General features: G+C 74.7%; 11 protein-coding genes and 1 tRNA gene. 7 read left to right on the top strand and 5 right to left on the bottom strand.

Annotation, left to right across the window (positions count from 1 at the left end):
- Positions 1-56 precede the first annotated feature (56 nt).
- Complete coding sequence (locus M3185_RS02395; RefSeq protein WP_251332063.1) at positions 57-416, bottom strand: hypothetical protein; 360 nt, start codon at positions 414-416, stop codon at positions 57-59.
- A gap of 189 nt (positions 417-605) precedes the next feature.
- On the opposite strand from M3185_RS02395, the gene M3185_RS02390 reads away from it, so the two are divergent.
- Positions 606-1,187, top strand: a complete 582-nt coding sequence (locus M3185_RS02390) for a YgjP-like metallopeptidase domain-containing protein (protein ID WP_251332062.1) — start codon at positions 606-608, stop codon at positions 1,185-1,187.
- On the opposite strand, the gene M3185_RS02385 is transcribed toward M3185_RS02390, so the two are convergent.
- A complete protein-coding gene (locus M3185_RS02385; RefSeq protein ID WP_251332061.1) occupies positions 1,163-2,593 on the bottom strand; it encodes a zinc-dependent metalloprotease in 1,431 nt (476 codons plus the stop codon). The two genes, M3185_RS02390 and M3185_RS02385, sit on opposite strands and share 25 nt — an antisense overlap.
- 212 nt (positions 2,594-2,805) lie before the next feature.
- Between M3185_RS02385 and M3185_RS02380 the strand changes: the two genes are divergently transcribed.
- The 3 genes from M3185_RS02380 to M3185_RS02370 all read left to right on the top strand — a co-directional run bounded on the left by M3185_RS02380 (position 2,806) and on the right by M3185_RS02370 (position 7,186).
- Positions 2,806-3,885, top strand: coding sequence for a YlbL family protein (locus M3185_RS02380; protein WP_251332060.1), 1,080 nt, complete (start codon positions 2,806-2,808; stop codon positions 3,883-3,885).
- Positions 3,886-4,084: 199 nt separating this feature from the next.
- Entirely contained in the window at positions 4,085-7,063 is a 2,979-nt protein-coding gene (locus M3185_RS02375; RefSeq protein WP_251332059.1) for a UPF0182 family membrane protein, read from the top strand.
- 46 nt (positions 7,064-7,109) lie between these two features.
- Positions 7,110-7,186: transfer RNA gene (locus M3185_RS02370), tRNA-Met, on the top strand.
- Between the two features lie 157 nt (positions 7,187-7,343).
- Here M3185_RS02370 and M3185_RS02365 read toward each other — a convergent pair.
- Positions 7,344-8,087: a PspA/IM30 family protein gene (locus M3185_RS02365; RefSeq protein ID WP_251332058.1), complete on the bottom strand. Its 744-nt coding sequence runs from the start codon at positions 8,085-8,087 to the stop codon at positions 7,344-7,346.
- Between the two features lie 94 nt (positions 8,088-8,181).
- On the bottom strand, positions 8,182-10,236 hold the full coding sequence (locus M3185_RS17050) for a TPM domain-containing protein (protein ID WP_285859319.1): 2,055 nt from the start codon (positions 10,234-10,236) through the stop codon (positions 8,182-8,184).
- Positions 10,237-10,530: 294 nt separating this feature from the next.
- Here M3185_RS17050 and M3185_RS02355 point away from each other — a divergent pair, with 294 nt between their 5' ends.
- The gene (locus M3185_RS02355) at positions 10,531-11,997 is read left to right on the top strand and encodes a S1C family serine protease (RefSeq protein WP_251332057.1); all 1,467 of its coding nucleotides are present in this window, start codon (positions 10,531-10,533) and stop codon (positions 11,995-11,997) included.
- 88 nt (positions 11,998-12,085) lie between these two features.
- On the opposite strand, the gene M3185_RS02350 is transcribed toward M3185_RS02355, so the two are convergent.
- On the bottom strand, positions 12,086-12,553 hold the full coding sequence (locus tag M3185_RS02350; protein ID WP_251332056.1) for a tRNA (cytidine(34)-2'-O)-methyltransferase: 468 nt from the start codon (positions 12,551-12,553) through the stop codon (positions 12,086-12,088).
- Between the two features lie 69 nt (positions 12,554-12,622).
- Here M3185_RS02350 and M3185_RS02345 point away from each other — a divergent pair, with 69 nt between their 5' ends.
- Both M3185_RS02345 and mnmA read left to right on the top strand, forming a co-directional pair.
- Positions 12,623-13,843, top strand: coding sequence for a cysteine desulfurase family protein (locus M3185_RS02345; protein WP_251332055.1), 1,221 nt, complete (start codon positions 12,623-12,625; stop codon positions 13,841-13,843).
- Between the two features lie 108 nt (positions 13,844-13,951).
- Positions 13,952-15,151, top strand: a complete 1,200-nt coding sequence (gene mnmA / locus M3185_RS02340) for a tRNA 2-thiouridine(34) synthase MnmA (RefSeq protein WP_251332054.1) — start codon at positions 13,952-13,954, stop codon at positions 15,149-15,151.
- The last annotated feature ends 15 nt before the right edge of the window (positions 15,152-15,166 follow it).

The following is a 15,166-nucleotide window of genomic DNA, read 5'->3' as shown; positions in this document are numbered from 1 at the left end:
CGCACCGCGCCCACGGGTCCTCCGTGGGCGCGCCGCCGGGACCCGGCCCGCCCCCGTCACAGCGCAGCACCACGGTCGCGGGCAGCAGCGGTCCCGGGGTAGAGCTCGGGCCCGCTCACGGGCGCGCACCGCGGATCGAGTTCCCGCAGCCTGCGGCGCAGCGCCGTCTCCCGGGGCCGGCCCACGTCGGCCGGGCGGTAGCCGCCGAGCGCGACGTCGTGGCCGGTCACGGGGGAGGGGTCCTTGACGTTGAGCCCGAGCACGCCGCAGCGCAGCAGCTCGACGGCCACGGCCGCGGCGAGCCCGTCGAGGCCCAGCAGCAGGACGTGCACCTCCTCGGGCGACGGCCGATCCACGCACCAGGCGGACGGCCGGTCGGCGGGGTGGTGCGGAACGGGCGGCGGGGTGGCCGGCACGGGAGCCTCCGGGGGCGGGCGGACAGGACCCCACCACTGTCGCGCGGACCGGCGCGGGGCGCCGGGCCGCCCCGCCCCGCCCACAGTCCACACCGCGGCGGTGTGCGCAACGGCGGTGTGCACACCGCCGGGCGTCCGCACGGCCGCCCCCGTTTCGCCGGGCGGGCCGGGGCCGTGTTCAATGGCCCCATGCCCGTACCGTCACAGCCGGAGGTCGTCGTGCGCCGCTCCGCCCGGCGCCGCAAGACCGTCTCCGCCCACTGGAGCGAGGACACGGTCGTGCTCTCCGTTCCCCAGTCGGCCACCCGCCGGGAGATCGAGCACTGGACCCGGGAGCTGGTGCCCCGGGTCGTGGAGCGCCGCCGCCGCGAGGCCGCCCGGGGCGCGGCGCGCCGCTCGGACGACCGCCTGCTCGAGCGGGCCCGGGAGCTGTCCCGGCGCCACCTCGACGGGCGGGCGCGCCCCTCGGACGTGCGCTGGTCCGCCCGGCAGAACTCCCGCTGGGGCTCGGCGACCCCGGCCACGGGCGTCCTCCGGATCTCCGCCCAGCTCCAGGACGCCCCGGACTGGGTGCTCGACTTCGTGCTGGTGCACGAGCTCGTGCACCTGCTCGAGGCCGACCACGGCCCGCGCTTCCGCGAGCTCGAGGCCCGCTACCCGCTCGCGGACCGCGCGCAGGCCTTCCTCGACGGCGCCGCCTGGGCGCGCCGGCACGGGGCGGCCGAGACCACAGGACCCGAGGCCGGTCAGCGGGGCGCGTCCCCGTCCTGAGGGGCGTCGCCGGCGTCCCCGTCCGGCGCGCCACCGGCACCACCCGCGCCGTCCGTGCCGGGCTCCTCGTAGCCGCCCGAGAGCAGCTTCTGGAGCGCGGCGTCGACCTCGTCCGCGGAGGCGGTGAGCAGGCCCCGCCGCTCCGAGAACGCCGCGGGGTCGTCGAGGTCGTGGTCCGTGGGCAGCAGCTCCGGGGCCTCCCACAGCCCGTCCCGGTCCCGCAGGCCGCGGCGCTCGCCGACGTACTGCCAGAACTCGGCGGCCTCCCGCAGCCGCCGCGGGCGCAGCTCCAGGCCCACGAGGGAACCGAAGGCGTGCTCCGCCGGGCCGCCGGAGGCGCGGCGGCGGCGGATGGTCTCCGACAGGGCCCCCGCCGAGGGCAGGTTGGCGGTGGAGTCGACGGTCACCACGTGCACCCAGCCCTCCACGAGGGCGAGCACCGTCTCGAGCTCCTTGAGCGCGGCCTCCTGGTCGGGGGTCTGCTGCGGGGCGAAGATCCCGGAGGAGAGGGCCTCCTGCATGCTCGACGGGTCCATCGGGTCGATGTCGCGGGCCGCCTCCTCGATGCGCGCCATGTCGATGTGGATGCCCTCGGAGAAGCGCTTCACCAGGTCGAGGACGTGCTGGCGCAACCACGGGTTCGCCGCGAACAGGCGCACGTGCGCGGCCTCGCGCACGGCGATGTAGAGCATGATCTCCTGCGCGGGCAGGTCCAGGCCCTCCCCGAAGGCCTTGATGCTGGCGGGCAGCAGCCCGGAGCGGCCCTCGGCCAGCGGCAGGCCGATGTCGGTGGAGCACAGCACCTCGCGGGAGAGCCCGCCCACGGCCTGGCCCAGCTGCATCCCGAAGAGCATCCCGCCGGCGCCCGCGAGCATGCCCGAGGCCCCACCCATCATCGCGGACAGCTCGGCGGGCAGCTGCTGGGTGAGGGCGTCGGTGAGGGCCTTCGTGACGGAGCCCGCGACGGGGCCGGTCATCTCCTTCCACGTGGGCAGCGTCGCCTCGATCCACTCCGCCCGGGACCACGCCTGCGGGCGGATGGAGGTCTGGCCGAACTCCGTGTGCTCGCCCAGCCACAGCTCGGCGAGCTTCATCGCGTCCTCCACCGCCCCGCGCTGGGCGGCGGAGACGGACGGGTCGCCGTCCGCGGCCGCGATCCGGCGGGCGTGGTCGTGCGCGAGGGTCCAGTTGACGGGGCCCTCGGCGGCGCCGCCGCCCATCATGGACTGGATCTGCTGGAACATCATGGACATGGCCTGCGGGTCCATGGGCATCCCGGCGCGGCGCAGGTCCTCGGGGCTCATCCCGCTCTGGCCCAGGAGGCGCTCCAGCATCTCCTGGAACGGGTCCTTGCCGTCGTCGTCGGGCCGGTCGCCGGAGGGGTCGTGGGGAGGCTGGGAGGTCATGGTTCCACCGTTCGTCTGCTCGGGAGGGGGGTGCGGGCGGCGTGCGCGCGCCCGACGTCTCTGCCTCCAGCGTAGCGAGCGCCGGACCCGGGCGACCACGGGCCAACTCCCAGTTCGCTGGGAGCCTAGGGGCGGGTCCGCGGGATAAAGTGGAAGGCCCGGACCGGGGGCCGCACGGCGCACGGTCCCACCGCCGACCGCCGAGGATGCACGTGACCGTTCCCCCCCGCCCGCGCCGCGCCTTCCGCCGCCGGAGCCTGGAGTCGTGGGCGCTGCTGGGGTCCGCGGGCCTGCTCCTCGCCGGCACGGTGCTGCCCGCGCCGTTCGTCGTCGAGGCGCCGGGGCCGACCTTCAACACCGTGGGGGAGCACGACGGGCAGCAGCTGCTGGCCGTCTCCGGGGAGCCGAGCTACCCCAGCGAGTCGGTCCTGGACCTCACGACCGTCTACGTCTCCGGGGGGCCGAACAGCGACGTCAACGTGCTGCGGGTGCTCGGCGCCTGGCTGGACCCCGCCGCGGCCGTGCTGCCCGCCGACGCCCTGTACCCGCACGACGTCTCCGCCGAGGACGTCGACGAGTACAACGCGACGGCCATGACCTCCTCCCAGGACAACTCCGTGGCCGCCGCCCTCACCCACCTGGACCGTGACTTCACCGTGGAGCTCGTGGTCCACGGCACCCTGCCCGGCGGCCCGGCCGAGGGCCAGCTCGAGCACGGGGACGTCCTGCGCGGGGTGGACGGGACGCCGATCGTCTCGCTGGCGGGGCTGAGAGCGGCGCTCGACGCCGCGGGGGAGCGGGGCGTGACCCTGCAGGTGGAGCGCGCCGGGGCCGAGCGCGACGTTGCGGTGGACACCGTCCGGGACGAGACGTCGGGCAGCTGGCAGCTCGGCGTCCTCCTCGTGCCGTCCTACGAGTTCCCGGTCGTCGTGGACTTCGAGCTCCACGAGGTCGGCGGGCCCAGCGCGGGCCTGATGTTCGCGCTCGGGGTCGTCGACGAGCTCACCCCCGGCTCGCTCGCCGGGGACCGGCACGTGGCGGGGACGGGCACGATCACCCCCGACGGGGAGGTCGGCCCCATCGGCGGGATCCGCCAGAAGCTCCAGGGCGCCGCGGACGCCGGCGCGCAGCTCTTCCTCGCCCCGGAGGACAACTGCGCGGAGGTCCGGGGCCACGTCCCCGACGGGCTCACGGTGGTGTCCGTGGGCACGCTCGACGACGCCGTGGCCGCCGCGGAGGCGGCCGGCCGGGGCGAGGACCTCACCGTGCTGCCGGGGTGCGACACCAGGTGAGCGCCGCGCCGACGACAATTGCACCCCCGAGAACGCCGCGGGCAGAATGGACAGGGCGTCCCGGCGACCCGCCGGCGGCCTCCGACGCAGCACCCCACCCACGACTTCACGCAGCACCCCACCCACGACTTCACGCAGCACCCCACCCACGACTTCACGCAGCACGACCGACTCTCGACGCGGAATGCAGAGGTAACCAGTGACCGCCGGACCAACAGCCCCCCGATCACCGAGGCAGCAGCCAGCCGGACAGCGGAAGAAGCGGGGTGCGCTGTGGCCGACCGTCGTGGTCGTCCTGGCGCTCGTGGCCGCCTTCGTGGGGGCAACGCAGCTGTACACGGACGTCCTGTGGTACGACCAGCTCGGCTACCTCAGCGTGTTCGTCACCGAGAACCTCGTGAAGGCCACCATCTTCGTGGTCTCCGCCGTGCTCGTCGCCGCCCTGATGTTCGCCAGCCTCTACCTCGCCTACCGCAGCCGGCCGATCACGGCCGAGTCCATCGTCGACGACAACCTGCGCCGCTACCAGGAGGCCCTGGAGCCGGTGCGCAAGATCGTCATGGTGGTGGTGCCCGTCCTGTTCGGCCTCTTCGCGGCGAGCACGGCGATGACCCAGTGGGACACGGTCGTGCTGTTCCTCAACCGGGAGCCGTTCAACCAGACCGACCCCCAGTTCGGCCTCGACCTCGGCTTCTACGTCTTCACCCTCCCGTTCCTGCGCTTCCTCATCGGCTTCCTCGTCTCCGCCATCCTGCTCGCGGGCGTCGCGGGGATCCTGATGCACTACGTCTACGGCGGCATCCGGATCACCGAGCGGGGGCTGTCCACCTCCCGCGCCTCCCGCGTGCACCTGGGGGTGCTCGCGGCCCTGTTCCTGCTGCTGCAGGCCGCGAACTTCTGGCTGGACCGGTACTCGACCCTGCAGTCGACCTCCGGGAAGTGGACGGGCGCGCTCTACACCGACGTCAACGCCGTGATCCCCACGAAGGCGATCCTCGCGGCGGCGGCGCTGATCGTCGCGATCCTCTTCGTGGTGGCGTCCTTCATCGGCCGCTGGCGGCTGCCGGTGATCGGCACGGCCATGCTGCTCGTGGTGGCCGTCGTGGCCGGCGGGATCTACCCGTGGATCGTCCAGCGCTTCCAGGTCACCCCGACGGAGCAGGCCCTGGAGAGCGAGTACATCCAGCGCAACATCCAGCTCACCCGCTCCGCGTACGGGCTCGACACCACCGAGGTGATGCCCTACGAGGCGACGACCGAGACCGAGCAGGGCGCCCTGCGCCAGGACACCGAGACGACGTCCAACATCCGCCTGCTCGATCCCAACGTGGTCTCCTCCGCCTTCTCCCAGCTGCAGCAGTTCCGCCCGTACTACCAGTTCCCCGACACCCTCAACGTGGACCGCTACGAGATCGACGGCGAGGTCCAGGACACCGTGATCGCGACCCGCGAGCTGAACCCGGAGCAGAACCAGGGCTGGTACAACCAGCACGTGGTCTACACGCACGGCTACGGCGTGGTCGCGGCCTACGGCAGCCGGGTCGAGTCCGACGGCAAACCGCAGTTCATGCAGGCCGGAATCCCCTCCACCGGTGTCATCTCCGACGACTACGAGCCGCGCATCTACTTCGGCGAGAACTCCCCGGAGTACTCGATCGTCGGCGGCGCCGAGGGCGACGAGCCCCTCGAGCTGGACCGCCCGCAGACCGCGGGCGACGCCGAGGGCGACGCCAAGACGACGTTCCGCGGCGAGGGCGGGCCGAGCATCGGCAACTTCTTCAACCGCCTGGCGTACTCCATCAAGTTCCAGTCCTCGGACATGCTGCTCTCGGACGCCGTGCGCCCCGAGTCCCAGATCCTCTACGACCGGGACCCGCGCGAGCGCGTGGAGAAGGTGGCCCCGTACCTGACCGTCGACGGCGCCCCGTACCCGGCGATCGTCGACGGGCAGGTGCAGTGGATCGTGGACGCCTACACCACCTCGGACGCGTACCCGTACTCGACCCCCGAGGTCCTGCAGGAGGCCACCCAGGACACCCAGACCGCCCAGGGCGCGGCGGCCGCGCTGCCGGCGGAGCGCGTCAACTACATCCGCAACTCGGTGAAGGCCACGGTCAACGCCTTCGACGGCTCCGTGACCCTCTACGCGTGGGACGACCAGGACCCCATCCTCAAGGCGTGGCAGAGCGTCTTCCCGAACACGCTCAAGCCCTACTCCGAGATGTCGGCGGAGCTGATGGCCCACGTGCGCTACCCGCAGGACATGTTCAAGGTCCAGCGCGAGCTGCTCAACCGCTACCACGTGACGGACGCGAACAGCTTCTACCGCAACGACGACGTGTGGTCCGTGCCGAACGACCCGACCCAGGACTCCGACGTCTCCCTGCCCCCGTACTACCTGTCGATGCGGATGCCCGGTGAGGACGAGGCCAACTTCTCCCTCACCACGTCCTTCATCCCGCAGCAGTCCGAGACGGGCAACACCCGCAACGTCATGTACGGCTACCTCTCGGCGAACGCCGACGCCGGCACCGGCCAGGACGGGGTGAAGAGCGAGGACTACGGCAAGCTGCGCCTGCTCGAGCTGCCGCGCTCGTCCGTGGTGCCGGGGCCGGGCCAGGCCCAGAACCTGTTCAACTCGGACACCGACGTCTCGACGGAGCTCAACCTGCTCCGGCAGGGCGCCTCCGAGGTGATCAACGGCAACCTGTTGACCCTGCCCGCCGGCGGCGGCATGCTCTACGTCCAGCCCGTCTACGTGCAGTCCTCGGGCGACGCCGCCTACCCGACGCTGCGGCGCGTGCTCGTCGGCTTCGGCGAGGAGGTGGGCTTCGCCCCCACTCTCGAGGAGGCCCTCGACGAGGTCTTCGGCGGCGACTCGGGGGCCCAGACCTCCGCGGGTGCGGGCGTGGACGACGCCGAGGCCGCGACCGACGGCGAGGAGCAGCCGGCCGAGGGCGGCACCCGGCCCCCCGCCACCGGCGACGCCCTGCAGGACGCCCTCAACGAGGCGAACCAGGCGATCCAGGACTCCGACCGGGCGCGGCAGGACGGCGACTGGAGCGCCTACGGCGAGGCCCAGCAGCGCCTGCAGGACGCCATCGAGCGGGCCCTCGAGGCCGACGGCGCCGTGGCGCCGGAGGCGGAGGGCGCGCTCGCCCCGGAGGCCGGCGAGTAGCCGATTTGCGGGCCCACCCCGCGGCACGTATAGTCATACCTGTCGCCGCGGGGTGGAGCAGTTCGGTAGCTCGCTGGGCTCATAACCCAGAGGTCGCAAGTTCAAATCTTGCCCCCGCAACCACGGAAGGCCCCCGGACCGTCACGGTCCGGGGGCCTTCGCCGTGCCCGGACCCGCCCGGCCCTCCGGACGGTCGGCCGCGGCGCCCGCACGACGCGCGAACGCCCCACGGTGCGCACCGTGGGGCGTTCGCGGGTCGTGCGGGGCGGGAGCGGAGGGGTCAGACCTCCTCGGCGGAGACGATCTTCTCGGCGTTGCGGGACTTCAGGGCCGCGAGCCGGGCCTCGACCTCGGACTGCTGGCCGAGGGCCTCGAGGGACTCGAACTGGGCGTCGAGCGAGGACGCGGCCAGCTCCTGCTGGCCCAGGATGCGGGCCTCCTCGCGGCGGATCTTGTCCTCGAAGCGGGAGACCTCGCTGGTGGGGTCGAGGACGTCGAAGGACTTCAGGGCGTCCTGGACCTGGGACTGGGCCTGGACGGACTTCTGGCGGGCGTTGAGCTCGTCGCGCTTGGCGGAGAGCTCCTGGAGCTTGCCGCGCATCCGGTTCAGCCCGTCCTTGAGCTTGGCCACGACCTCGGACTGGGACTGCAGCTGCGGCTCCGCGCCGCGCGCCTCCGTCTCGTACTGGATCTGGCGCTGGAGGGCGACCTTGGCGAGGTTGTCGAACTTCTCGGCCTCGGAGAACCGGCCGGCGGCGCGGAACTCCTCCGCCTTGTTGGAGGCGGCCAGCGCCTTGTTGCCCCACTCCTGGGCCTCGCGCACGTCCTCGGCGTGGTCCTGCTCGAGCAGGCGCAGGCTGCCGATGGTCTGGGCGACGGCGGCCTCCGCCTCGCGGATGTTCTCGGTGTAGTCGCGCACCATCTGGTCGAGCATCAGCTGCGGGTCCTCGGCGGCGTCGATCATGGCGTTGATGTTGGCCTTCGCGAGCTGGGCGATGCGGCCGAAGATGGACTGCTTGATCATGGTGTCCTTCTCTCCTCTGGTTGCCCCCGGGAGGTCCCCCGGGGGAGGTGGGTCGGATGGGGTCGTGGGCGCCGGGAGCAGCTCCGGCCCGGGCTCAGAAGTTGCCGCCGATGCCGCCGTCGAAGCCTCCGCCGTCGAAGCCGCCCCCGCCACCGCCGAAGCCGCCGCCGAAGCTGCCGCCGAAGCCGCCGCCGCCGTTGAGGATCGACCCGAGCAGGATCCCGCCCAGCACCGCCCCGCCGAGCCCGTTGCTGGAGCGGCCCCGGTGGCCGTAGCCGCCCATGGGCGCGCCCAGGCCCCCGAAGCCGCCGGGGCCGCCGTAGCCGAAGCTCTCGACGTCGTGCTGGGCGATGTACTGGGCCTCCCCGGCCATCCGGATCGCCTCGTTGGCGTGCGCGAGAGCCTCGGAGGGGTTGGCCTGGCGCAGCTGCTGCGCGGCGTCGAGGTTGCGCTCGGCCTCGGCCAGGCGGGTGCGGGCCTCGGGGCCGATGCCGCCGCGGCGGGCCCAGATGTACTCGCTCGCGGAGCTGACCTGCGCCTGGGCGGACACGAGGGTGTGGGCGAGGGTCTCCCGCGCGGAGCGGTCGCGGTCGTTCTGGGAGCGCACCGAGGCGAGGCCCTTGTCGAGCCCGTCCTTGGCCACGGCGAGCCGGCGGCTCAGCCCCAGGGGGTCGACCCGGCCGCCGGAGAGCTGCTCCTCGACGAGGCGCAGCACCTCGTTCACCCCGGCGGCGGCGCCGGCGAGCTCGGGGTTGGACCCGCGGCGGACGAGGGCGTCCGCCTCCGCGACGTCGCGGCGGGCGATCGTCACGGCGTCCTGGAGCGACTCCTCGGCCTGGGCGAGCTCCCGGGCGGCGTGGTCCACGGCGTCGAGCAGCCCGCCGGCCTGGCCGACGGCCTCCTCGGCGGCGCGGATGTCCACCACGGCGTCGCTGGTGCGCCCCGCCGCGAGGTCGCCGCGGGCCTCGGCCGCGGCGGTGTCCACGAAGGCGAGGCGGTCCCGGGCCTGCTCCACGTTGTCCCGCACGGGCGTGAGCGCGGTCTCGCTGTACCGGCGGGCGAGCTCCCGCAGGCGGGCCTCGGCGGTGGCCAGACGCGGCTGGACCCCCTGGGCGGCGCGCTGGACGTCCTCGAGCGCCTGCGGGGCCCGGGACTCCAGCCGGCGCAGCGCGCTGAACGCCTGCTCCTGCTCCTTGAGGGGGCGCTGGGCGTCCTGGGAGCGGCCGATGATCTCGGCCAGCCAGGCCCGCTGCTGCTCCTCGGTGTCGGGGATGTGGTCCTCGAGCTGCTGCTGGAGGGCGAACGAGGCGTGCATGTGCTTCTTGGCATCCTCGATGGCCCGGCGGAACGGGCGCACCTGCTGCTCGCCGTACTGCATCTCGGCGAACACGAGCTCCTGCTCGGAGTGCTGGATGGCGTTGTCGGTGGCCACCAGCAGCTCCCCGGCGCGCTTGCGCAGCTCCGGGACCGGGACGTCGGGGTAGGGGACGGGCGGGCCCTGCGGGGCGCCCGCGGGCACCGGCGGGGGCTGCTGCCCGCGCCGCTTCTTGTTGCGGGAGGCCAGCCCGTAGACGGCGAGCCCGCCCAGGCCGAGCGCGCCGAGGCCCAGGACGCCCAGCCCGGCGCCGCCGCCGGAGCCGTCCGCGGGGGCGGCGGCCGCGCCGTCCCCGCCCGCGAGCTCCGTCTCGATGCCCTCGACGGCGCCCTGCACGGCGCCGTCCCAGTCGCCGCCGGCGAGGGCCGGGCGGATGTCCTGGAAGACGTTCTGGAGCTGCTCGTCGCTGAGGGGGCCGTTGTCGGCCCCGTCGATCCTCACCTGCCGGGCCTGCGTGGCGACGGCGAGCACGACGTCGTTGCTGCCGAAGCCGTTGAGCTCGGCGAACTCCCTGACCCACTGGTCGGGGTCGGCGGGGCTCGTGAACTCGTCCACGGTCACCGCGTAGAGGGTGACGTTCCCCTGGGCCGCCAAGTCCTCGATCTCGGCCTCCAGCGCCGCCGGGTCCTCCAGGACGCCGGCCGGGTCGACGACGCGCTCGCCCGGGGGGACGTCGACGGGCGGCTGGGCCACGGCCGCTCCCACCGGCACGAGCAGGACGAGGGTCAGGCCGCCGGCGGCAGCGGTCCGGCGGGAAATGGGGCGCCAGTGCATGATCTCCCTCACGTGGTCGGTGCTCCCGATTCTAGGGCGGGTCCGCCGCGGCGGGACAACGGCCGCGCCGGGCCTACGCGCAGGGCGAAACCACAAGGGGGCTGACGAACGGTGCCCGCAGCAGTGCGGGGCCTCCCCGTTCCCGTCCAGCGGACACCCCTCGGGCGGCCAGGACTCTCAGCGTCGTTTCAGTGCCGCGGGGGATACTTGGGGCAGATCCGGCGCCCGGCCGGCCCGACCGCCCGCTGCGGCGGGGGCCCGGGCTCCGCCCGCGACCCAGCAGGAGGAAACAGCATGTCCGACCCCCGCGACCCCCGGTCCGGCTCCGACCCCCAGCCGACCCAGCCGATCCCCTCGCCGATCCCCCAGCCGACCCAGCCGATCCCCTCGGTGACCGACCGGCCGGCGGACGGGCCCTGGTCCCCCGGCGGCGACGGCTGGACGCGGCCGGTGTACGGCTCCGGCCAGGGCGCGCAGCCCGCCGGCGGCAGCGCACCCCACCCGGCGTGGGGGAGCGGCCCGGAGGAGCCGGCCGGCGCCCGCCCGGCGGGGCGCCGGAGGTTCTCGGGGGCGTCGCTGGTGACCGGCATGGCGCTGGCGGCGCTCATCGGGGCGGGCGCCGCCGTCGGGACCGACGCCCTCCTGGACGGCGGGCAGCTCGCCACGACCGCGGGGGCGACGTCCAGCTCGATCATCGTCAACGACCAGGACGAGGTGAACGCCGTGACCGCGGCCGCCCAGAAGGCCTCGCCCTCGGTCGTGACGATCTCCGCGTCGAACGGCGGCCAGGCCGGCTCCGGCTCCGGGGTGATCCTCGACGACCAGGGCCACATCCTCACCAACACGCACGTGGTGACCCTCGACGGCACCGCGAGCGACCCGACCATCGAGGTCCAGCTCGACGACGGGAGCGTGCACGAGGCCTCCGTGGTGGGCACCGACCCGCTCTCCGACCTCGCCGTGATCAAGATCGAGGCGCAGGGCCTGACGCCGGCGACCCTCGGCTCCCTCGACGACGTCAACGTGGGCGACACCGCGATCGCCATCGGCGCGCCGCTGGGCCTCGCCGGGACGGTCACGGACGGCATCGTCTCCACCCTGGACCGCACGATCTCCGTCACCTCCTCGGCGGCGCCGGACACCCCGTCGGAGGGGGACAACGGCCAGGACGACGGCAACGACTTCTTCTTCGACTTCCCGGACGACGGCGGCCGGGGCGGCAGCTCCTCCGGGGGCGCGACGGAGAGCGTGTTCCTCAACGTGGTCCAGACCGACGCCGCCATCAACCCCGGCAACTCCGGCGGGCCGCTGATCGACACCGACGGCGAGGTCATCGGCATCAACGTGGCCATCGCCTCGGCCGGGTCCACCGCCGAGGCCGGCAACATCGGGGTGGGCTTCTCCATCCCGATCGACCACGCGCAGCGGGTCGCGCAGGAGATCATCGACAACGGCAGCGCCAGCCACGGCTACCTGGGCACGAGCGTCACGGCGGCGGCCGCCGCGGACGGGCAGAGCCGGGCGTTCTCCGACGGCGCCGTGGTCCGCGAGGTGGTCCCCGGCTCCCCGGCGGACGAGGCCGGCCTGGAGGAGGGCGACGTGATCACGGAGTTCAACGGCCACCGCGTCGAGGACGCCAGCTCCCTCACGGCGGCCGTGCGGGAGCTGCCCGCCGGGGGCACGGGCACCGTGACCTACGAGCGCGACGGCGAGCAGCGCACCGCCGAGGTGACGGTCACCGACGTCAACGACCAGGGGTGACGACCAGCAGCAACGACCAGCAGCAGCGACCGGGGGCGAGGACCGGGCGGAGCGGGCCGGGCCCGCCCCGCCCGGGCCCCGGGAGCCGCTAGCGCTGCGCCCCCGGGAAGCCCAGCTGGCGCCACGCCTCGTACACGGCGATGGACGCCGAGTTCGCGAGGTTCAGCGAGCGGCGGGCCGGGAGCATGGGGATGCGCACCCGCGCGGTGACGTGCGGGTCCGCCTTCACCTCGGGGGGCAGGCCGACGGACTCGCGGCCGAACATCAGCACGTCGCCGGGCCGGTAGGCGAGGTCCGTGTGGGACGTCTCGCCGTCGGTGGTGAACGCGAACACCCGCGCGGGGGTCAGCGCCTCCCACGCGCTGTCGAGGTCGGGGTGGACCGTGAGCACGGCGAGGTCGTGGTAGTCGAGGCCGGCCCGGCGCAGGTGCGCGGAGTCGAAGTCGAAGCCCAGCGGCTCCACGAGGTGCAGCTCGGCCCCGGTGACGGCCGCGAGGCGGATGGCGTTGCCGGTGTTGCCGGGGATCTCGGGGGTGTGGAAGAGGATGCGGAGCATCCCGCCAGTCTACGGAGCGCTGCGCGGCCGTCCCGGCGGGCGCCCAGCCCCGCGGCCTACACTGGCGCCGTGCCGCGCAATCCCGTCCGCCCCGCTCCCGTCTACCTCGACCACGCCGCCACCGCCCCCCTCCGCCCGTCCGCGCTCGCGGCCGTCACGGAGCAGCTGGCGCGCGGCGGCAACCCGTCATCGCTGCACCGGCCCGGCCGGGCGGCGCGCACCGTCGTCGAGCAGGCCCGGGACGAGGTCGCCGCCGCCCTCGGGGCGGACCCCGTCGAGGTGGTCTTCACCTCCGGGGGCACCGAGGCGGACAACCTGGCCGTCCAGGGGCTGTACCGGCACCGCCGCGCCGCCGACCCGCGCCGCCGGCGGATCCTCGTCTCCTCGGTGGAGCACGCCGCGGTCGCCGAGACCGTCGAGTGGCTCGCCGCCCACGAGGGCGCCGAGGCCGTGTGGCTGCCCGTCGACGCCGACGGCCGCGTCGCCCCGGAGACCGTGCGCGCCGAGCTGGCCCGCGACCCGGGCGGCGTCGCCCTGCTCGCCGTCATGTGGGCGAACAACGAGGTCGGCGCCGTCCAGCCCGTGGCCGAGCTCGCCGCCCTCGCCGCGGAGTTCGGCGTCCCCCTCCACTGCGACGCCGTCCAGGCGTTCGGCTCCCTGCCCGTGGACGCCCACCTGCCCGGGCTCACGACCCTCGCGGTCTCCGCCCACAAGCTGGGCGGCCCCGTGGGGGCGGGAGCGCTCGTGGCCGGGCGCGGCGTGGGGCTCGCGCCCGTCCAGCACGGCGGCGGGCAGGAGCGGAAGGTGCGCTCGGGGACCCTCGACGCCGCGGCGCTCGCCGGCTTCGGGGTCGCCGCCCGCGAGGCCGTGGCCGAGCGGGAGGCCGAGGCCGTGCGCCTGGCCGCGCTGCGCGACCGGCTCGTCGAGGGCGTGCGCCGGGTCGTGCCCGGGGCCGTCCTGCGCGGGCCGGAGGACCGCGAGCACGCGGGGACCCGCCTGCCGGGCAACGCCCACTTCACCTTCCCGGGCTGCGAGGGGGACTCCCTGCTGTTCCTGCTCGACGGGGCCGGGATCGCGTCCTCGACCGGGTCCGCCTGCCACGCGGGGGTGCCCCGGCCGTCCTCCGTGCTCCTGGCCATGGGCCTGGAGGAGACCACCGCCCGGGGGGCCCAGCGCTTCAGCCTGGGCCGCACGAGCACCGGTGCCGACGTCGACGCCCTGCTGGCCGCCCTGCCCGAGGTGCACGAGCGGGCGCTGCGGGCCGGGCTCTCCGGCGCCGCACCGCACTGACGGGGGCCGGTCCCGGGAATAGCGCCCCGGCCGGCCCCGTTGAGGACACGGGCGGCGCGCCCCGACCCACCTGCGACCCACCTGCGACCCCCTGGAGACGATCTCACCGTGCGAGTACTGGCAGCCATGAGCGGCGGCGTCGACTCGGCCGTGGCGGCGGCCCGCGCCGTCGACGCCGGCCACGACGTCACCGGTGTCCACCTCGCCCTGTCCCGCACGCCCGGCACCCTGCGCACCGGCTCCCGGGGCTGCTGCACGATCGAGGACTCCCGGGACGCCTGGCGGGCCGCCGACGTGCTGGGCATCCCCTACTACGTGTGGGACTTCTCCGAGCGCTTCCAGGCCGACGTCGTGGAGGACTTCGTCGCCGAGTACGCCGCCGGGCGCACCCCCAACCCGTGCCTGCGCTGCAACGAGAAGATCAAGTTCGCCGCCCTGCTCGAGAAGGCGCTGGCGCTCGGCTTCGACGCCGTGTGCACCGGCCACTACGCCAAGGTGGTCGAGGACGCGGCGGGCACCCGCGAGCTGCACCGGGCGGCCGACTGGGCGAAGGACCAGTCCTACGTGCTGGGCGTGCTCACCGCCGAGCAGCTCGAGCACGTGCTGTTCCCCCTCGCCGACACCCCCTCCAAGGCCGAGGTACGCGCGGAGGCCGCCCGGCGCGGGCTGTCCGTGGCGCAGAAGCCCGACTCCCACGACATCTGCTTCATCCCCGACGGCGACACCCGCGGCTGGCTGGCCGAGCGCATCGAGCTGGCGGAGGGCGAGATCAAGGACGTCGAGGGCACCGTGCTGGGCACCCACCGCGGCGCCCAGGCCTTCACCGTGGGCCAGCGCAAGGGGCTGCGGATCGGCACCCCCGCCCCCGACGGGAAGCCCCGGTTCGTCCTGGAGATCCGGCCCAAGACCAACGAGGTCGTCGTGGGCCCCCAGGAGCTGCTCGCCGTGGACGAGCTGCGCGGCATCCGCCCCACGTGGGCCGGGGCGCCCGCGCCCGAGGCCGCCGAGCTGCTGCGGGACCGGCCCGCTGCGGGGCAGGCGTCGTCGTCGTTCCCCGTCCTCGCGCAGGTGCGCGCCCACGGGGAGCCCGTCCCCGCCCGGGCCCGGCTCGAGCTCGTGCCGGGCCCCGACGGCGCCCCGGTGCCCGAGCTCGCGGTGCTGCTGGACGCCCCGCTGCGCGGGGTCGCGCCCGGGCAGTCCCTCGTGCTGTACCAGGGCACCCGCGTGCTCGGCCAGGCCACGATCGACCGGGCCCACTCCCTGGCCCGCCCGGACGTCGCCCGCCGCGGCCCCGGCCGGGAGGCCTGAGCCCGTCCCGATAGA

The sequence above is a fragment of the Kocuria rosea genome (genome assembly GCF_023715525.1).
Lineage (GTDB): Bacteria > Actinomycetota > Actinomycetes > Actinomycetales > Micrococcaceae > Kocuria > Kocuria rosea_A.
Note: the sequence above shows the minus strand (reverse complement) of the source record. Positions and strands in the feature narration are given on the sequence as shown.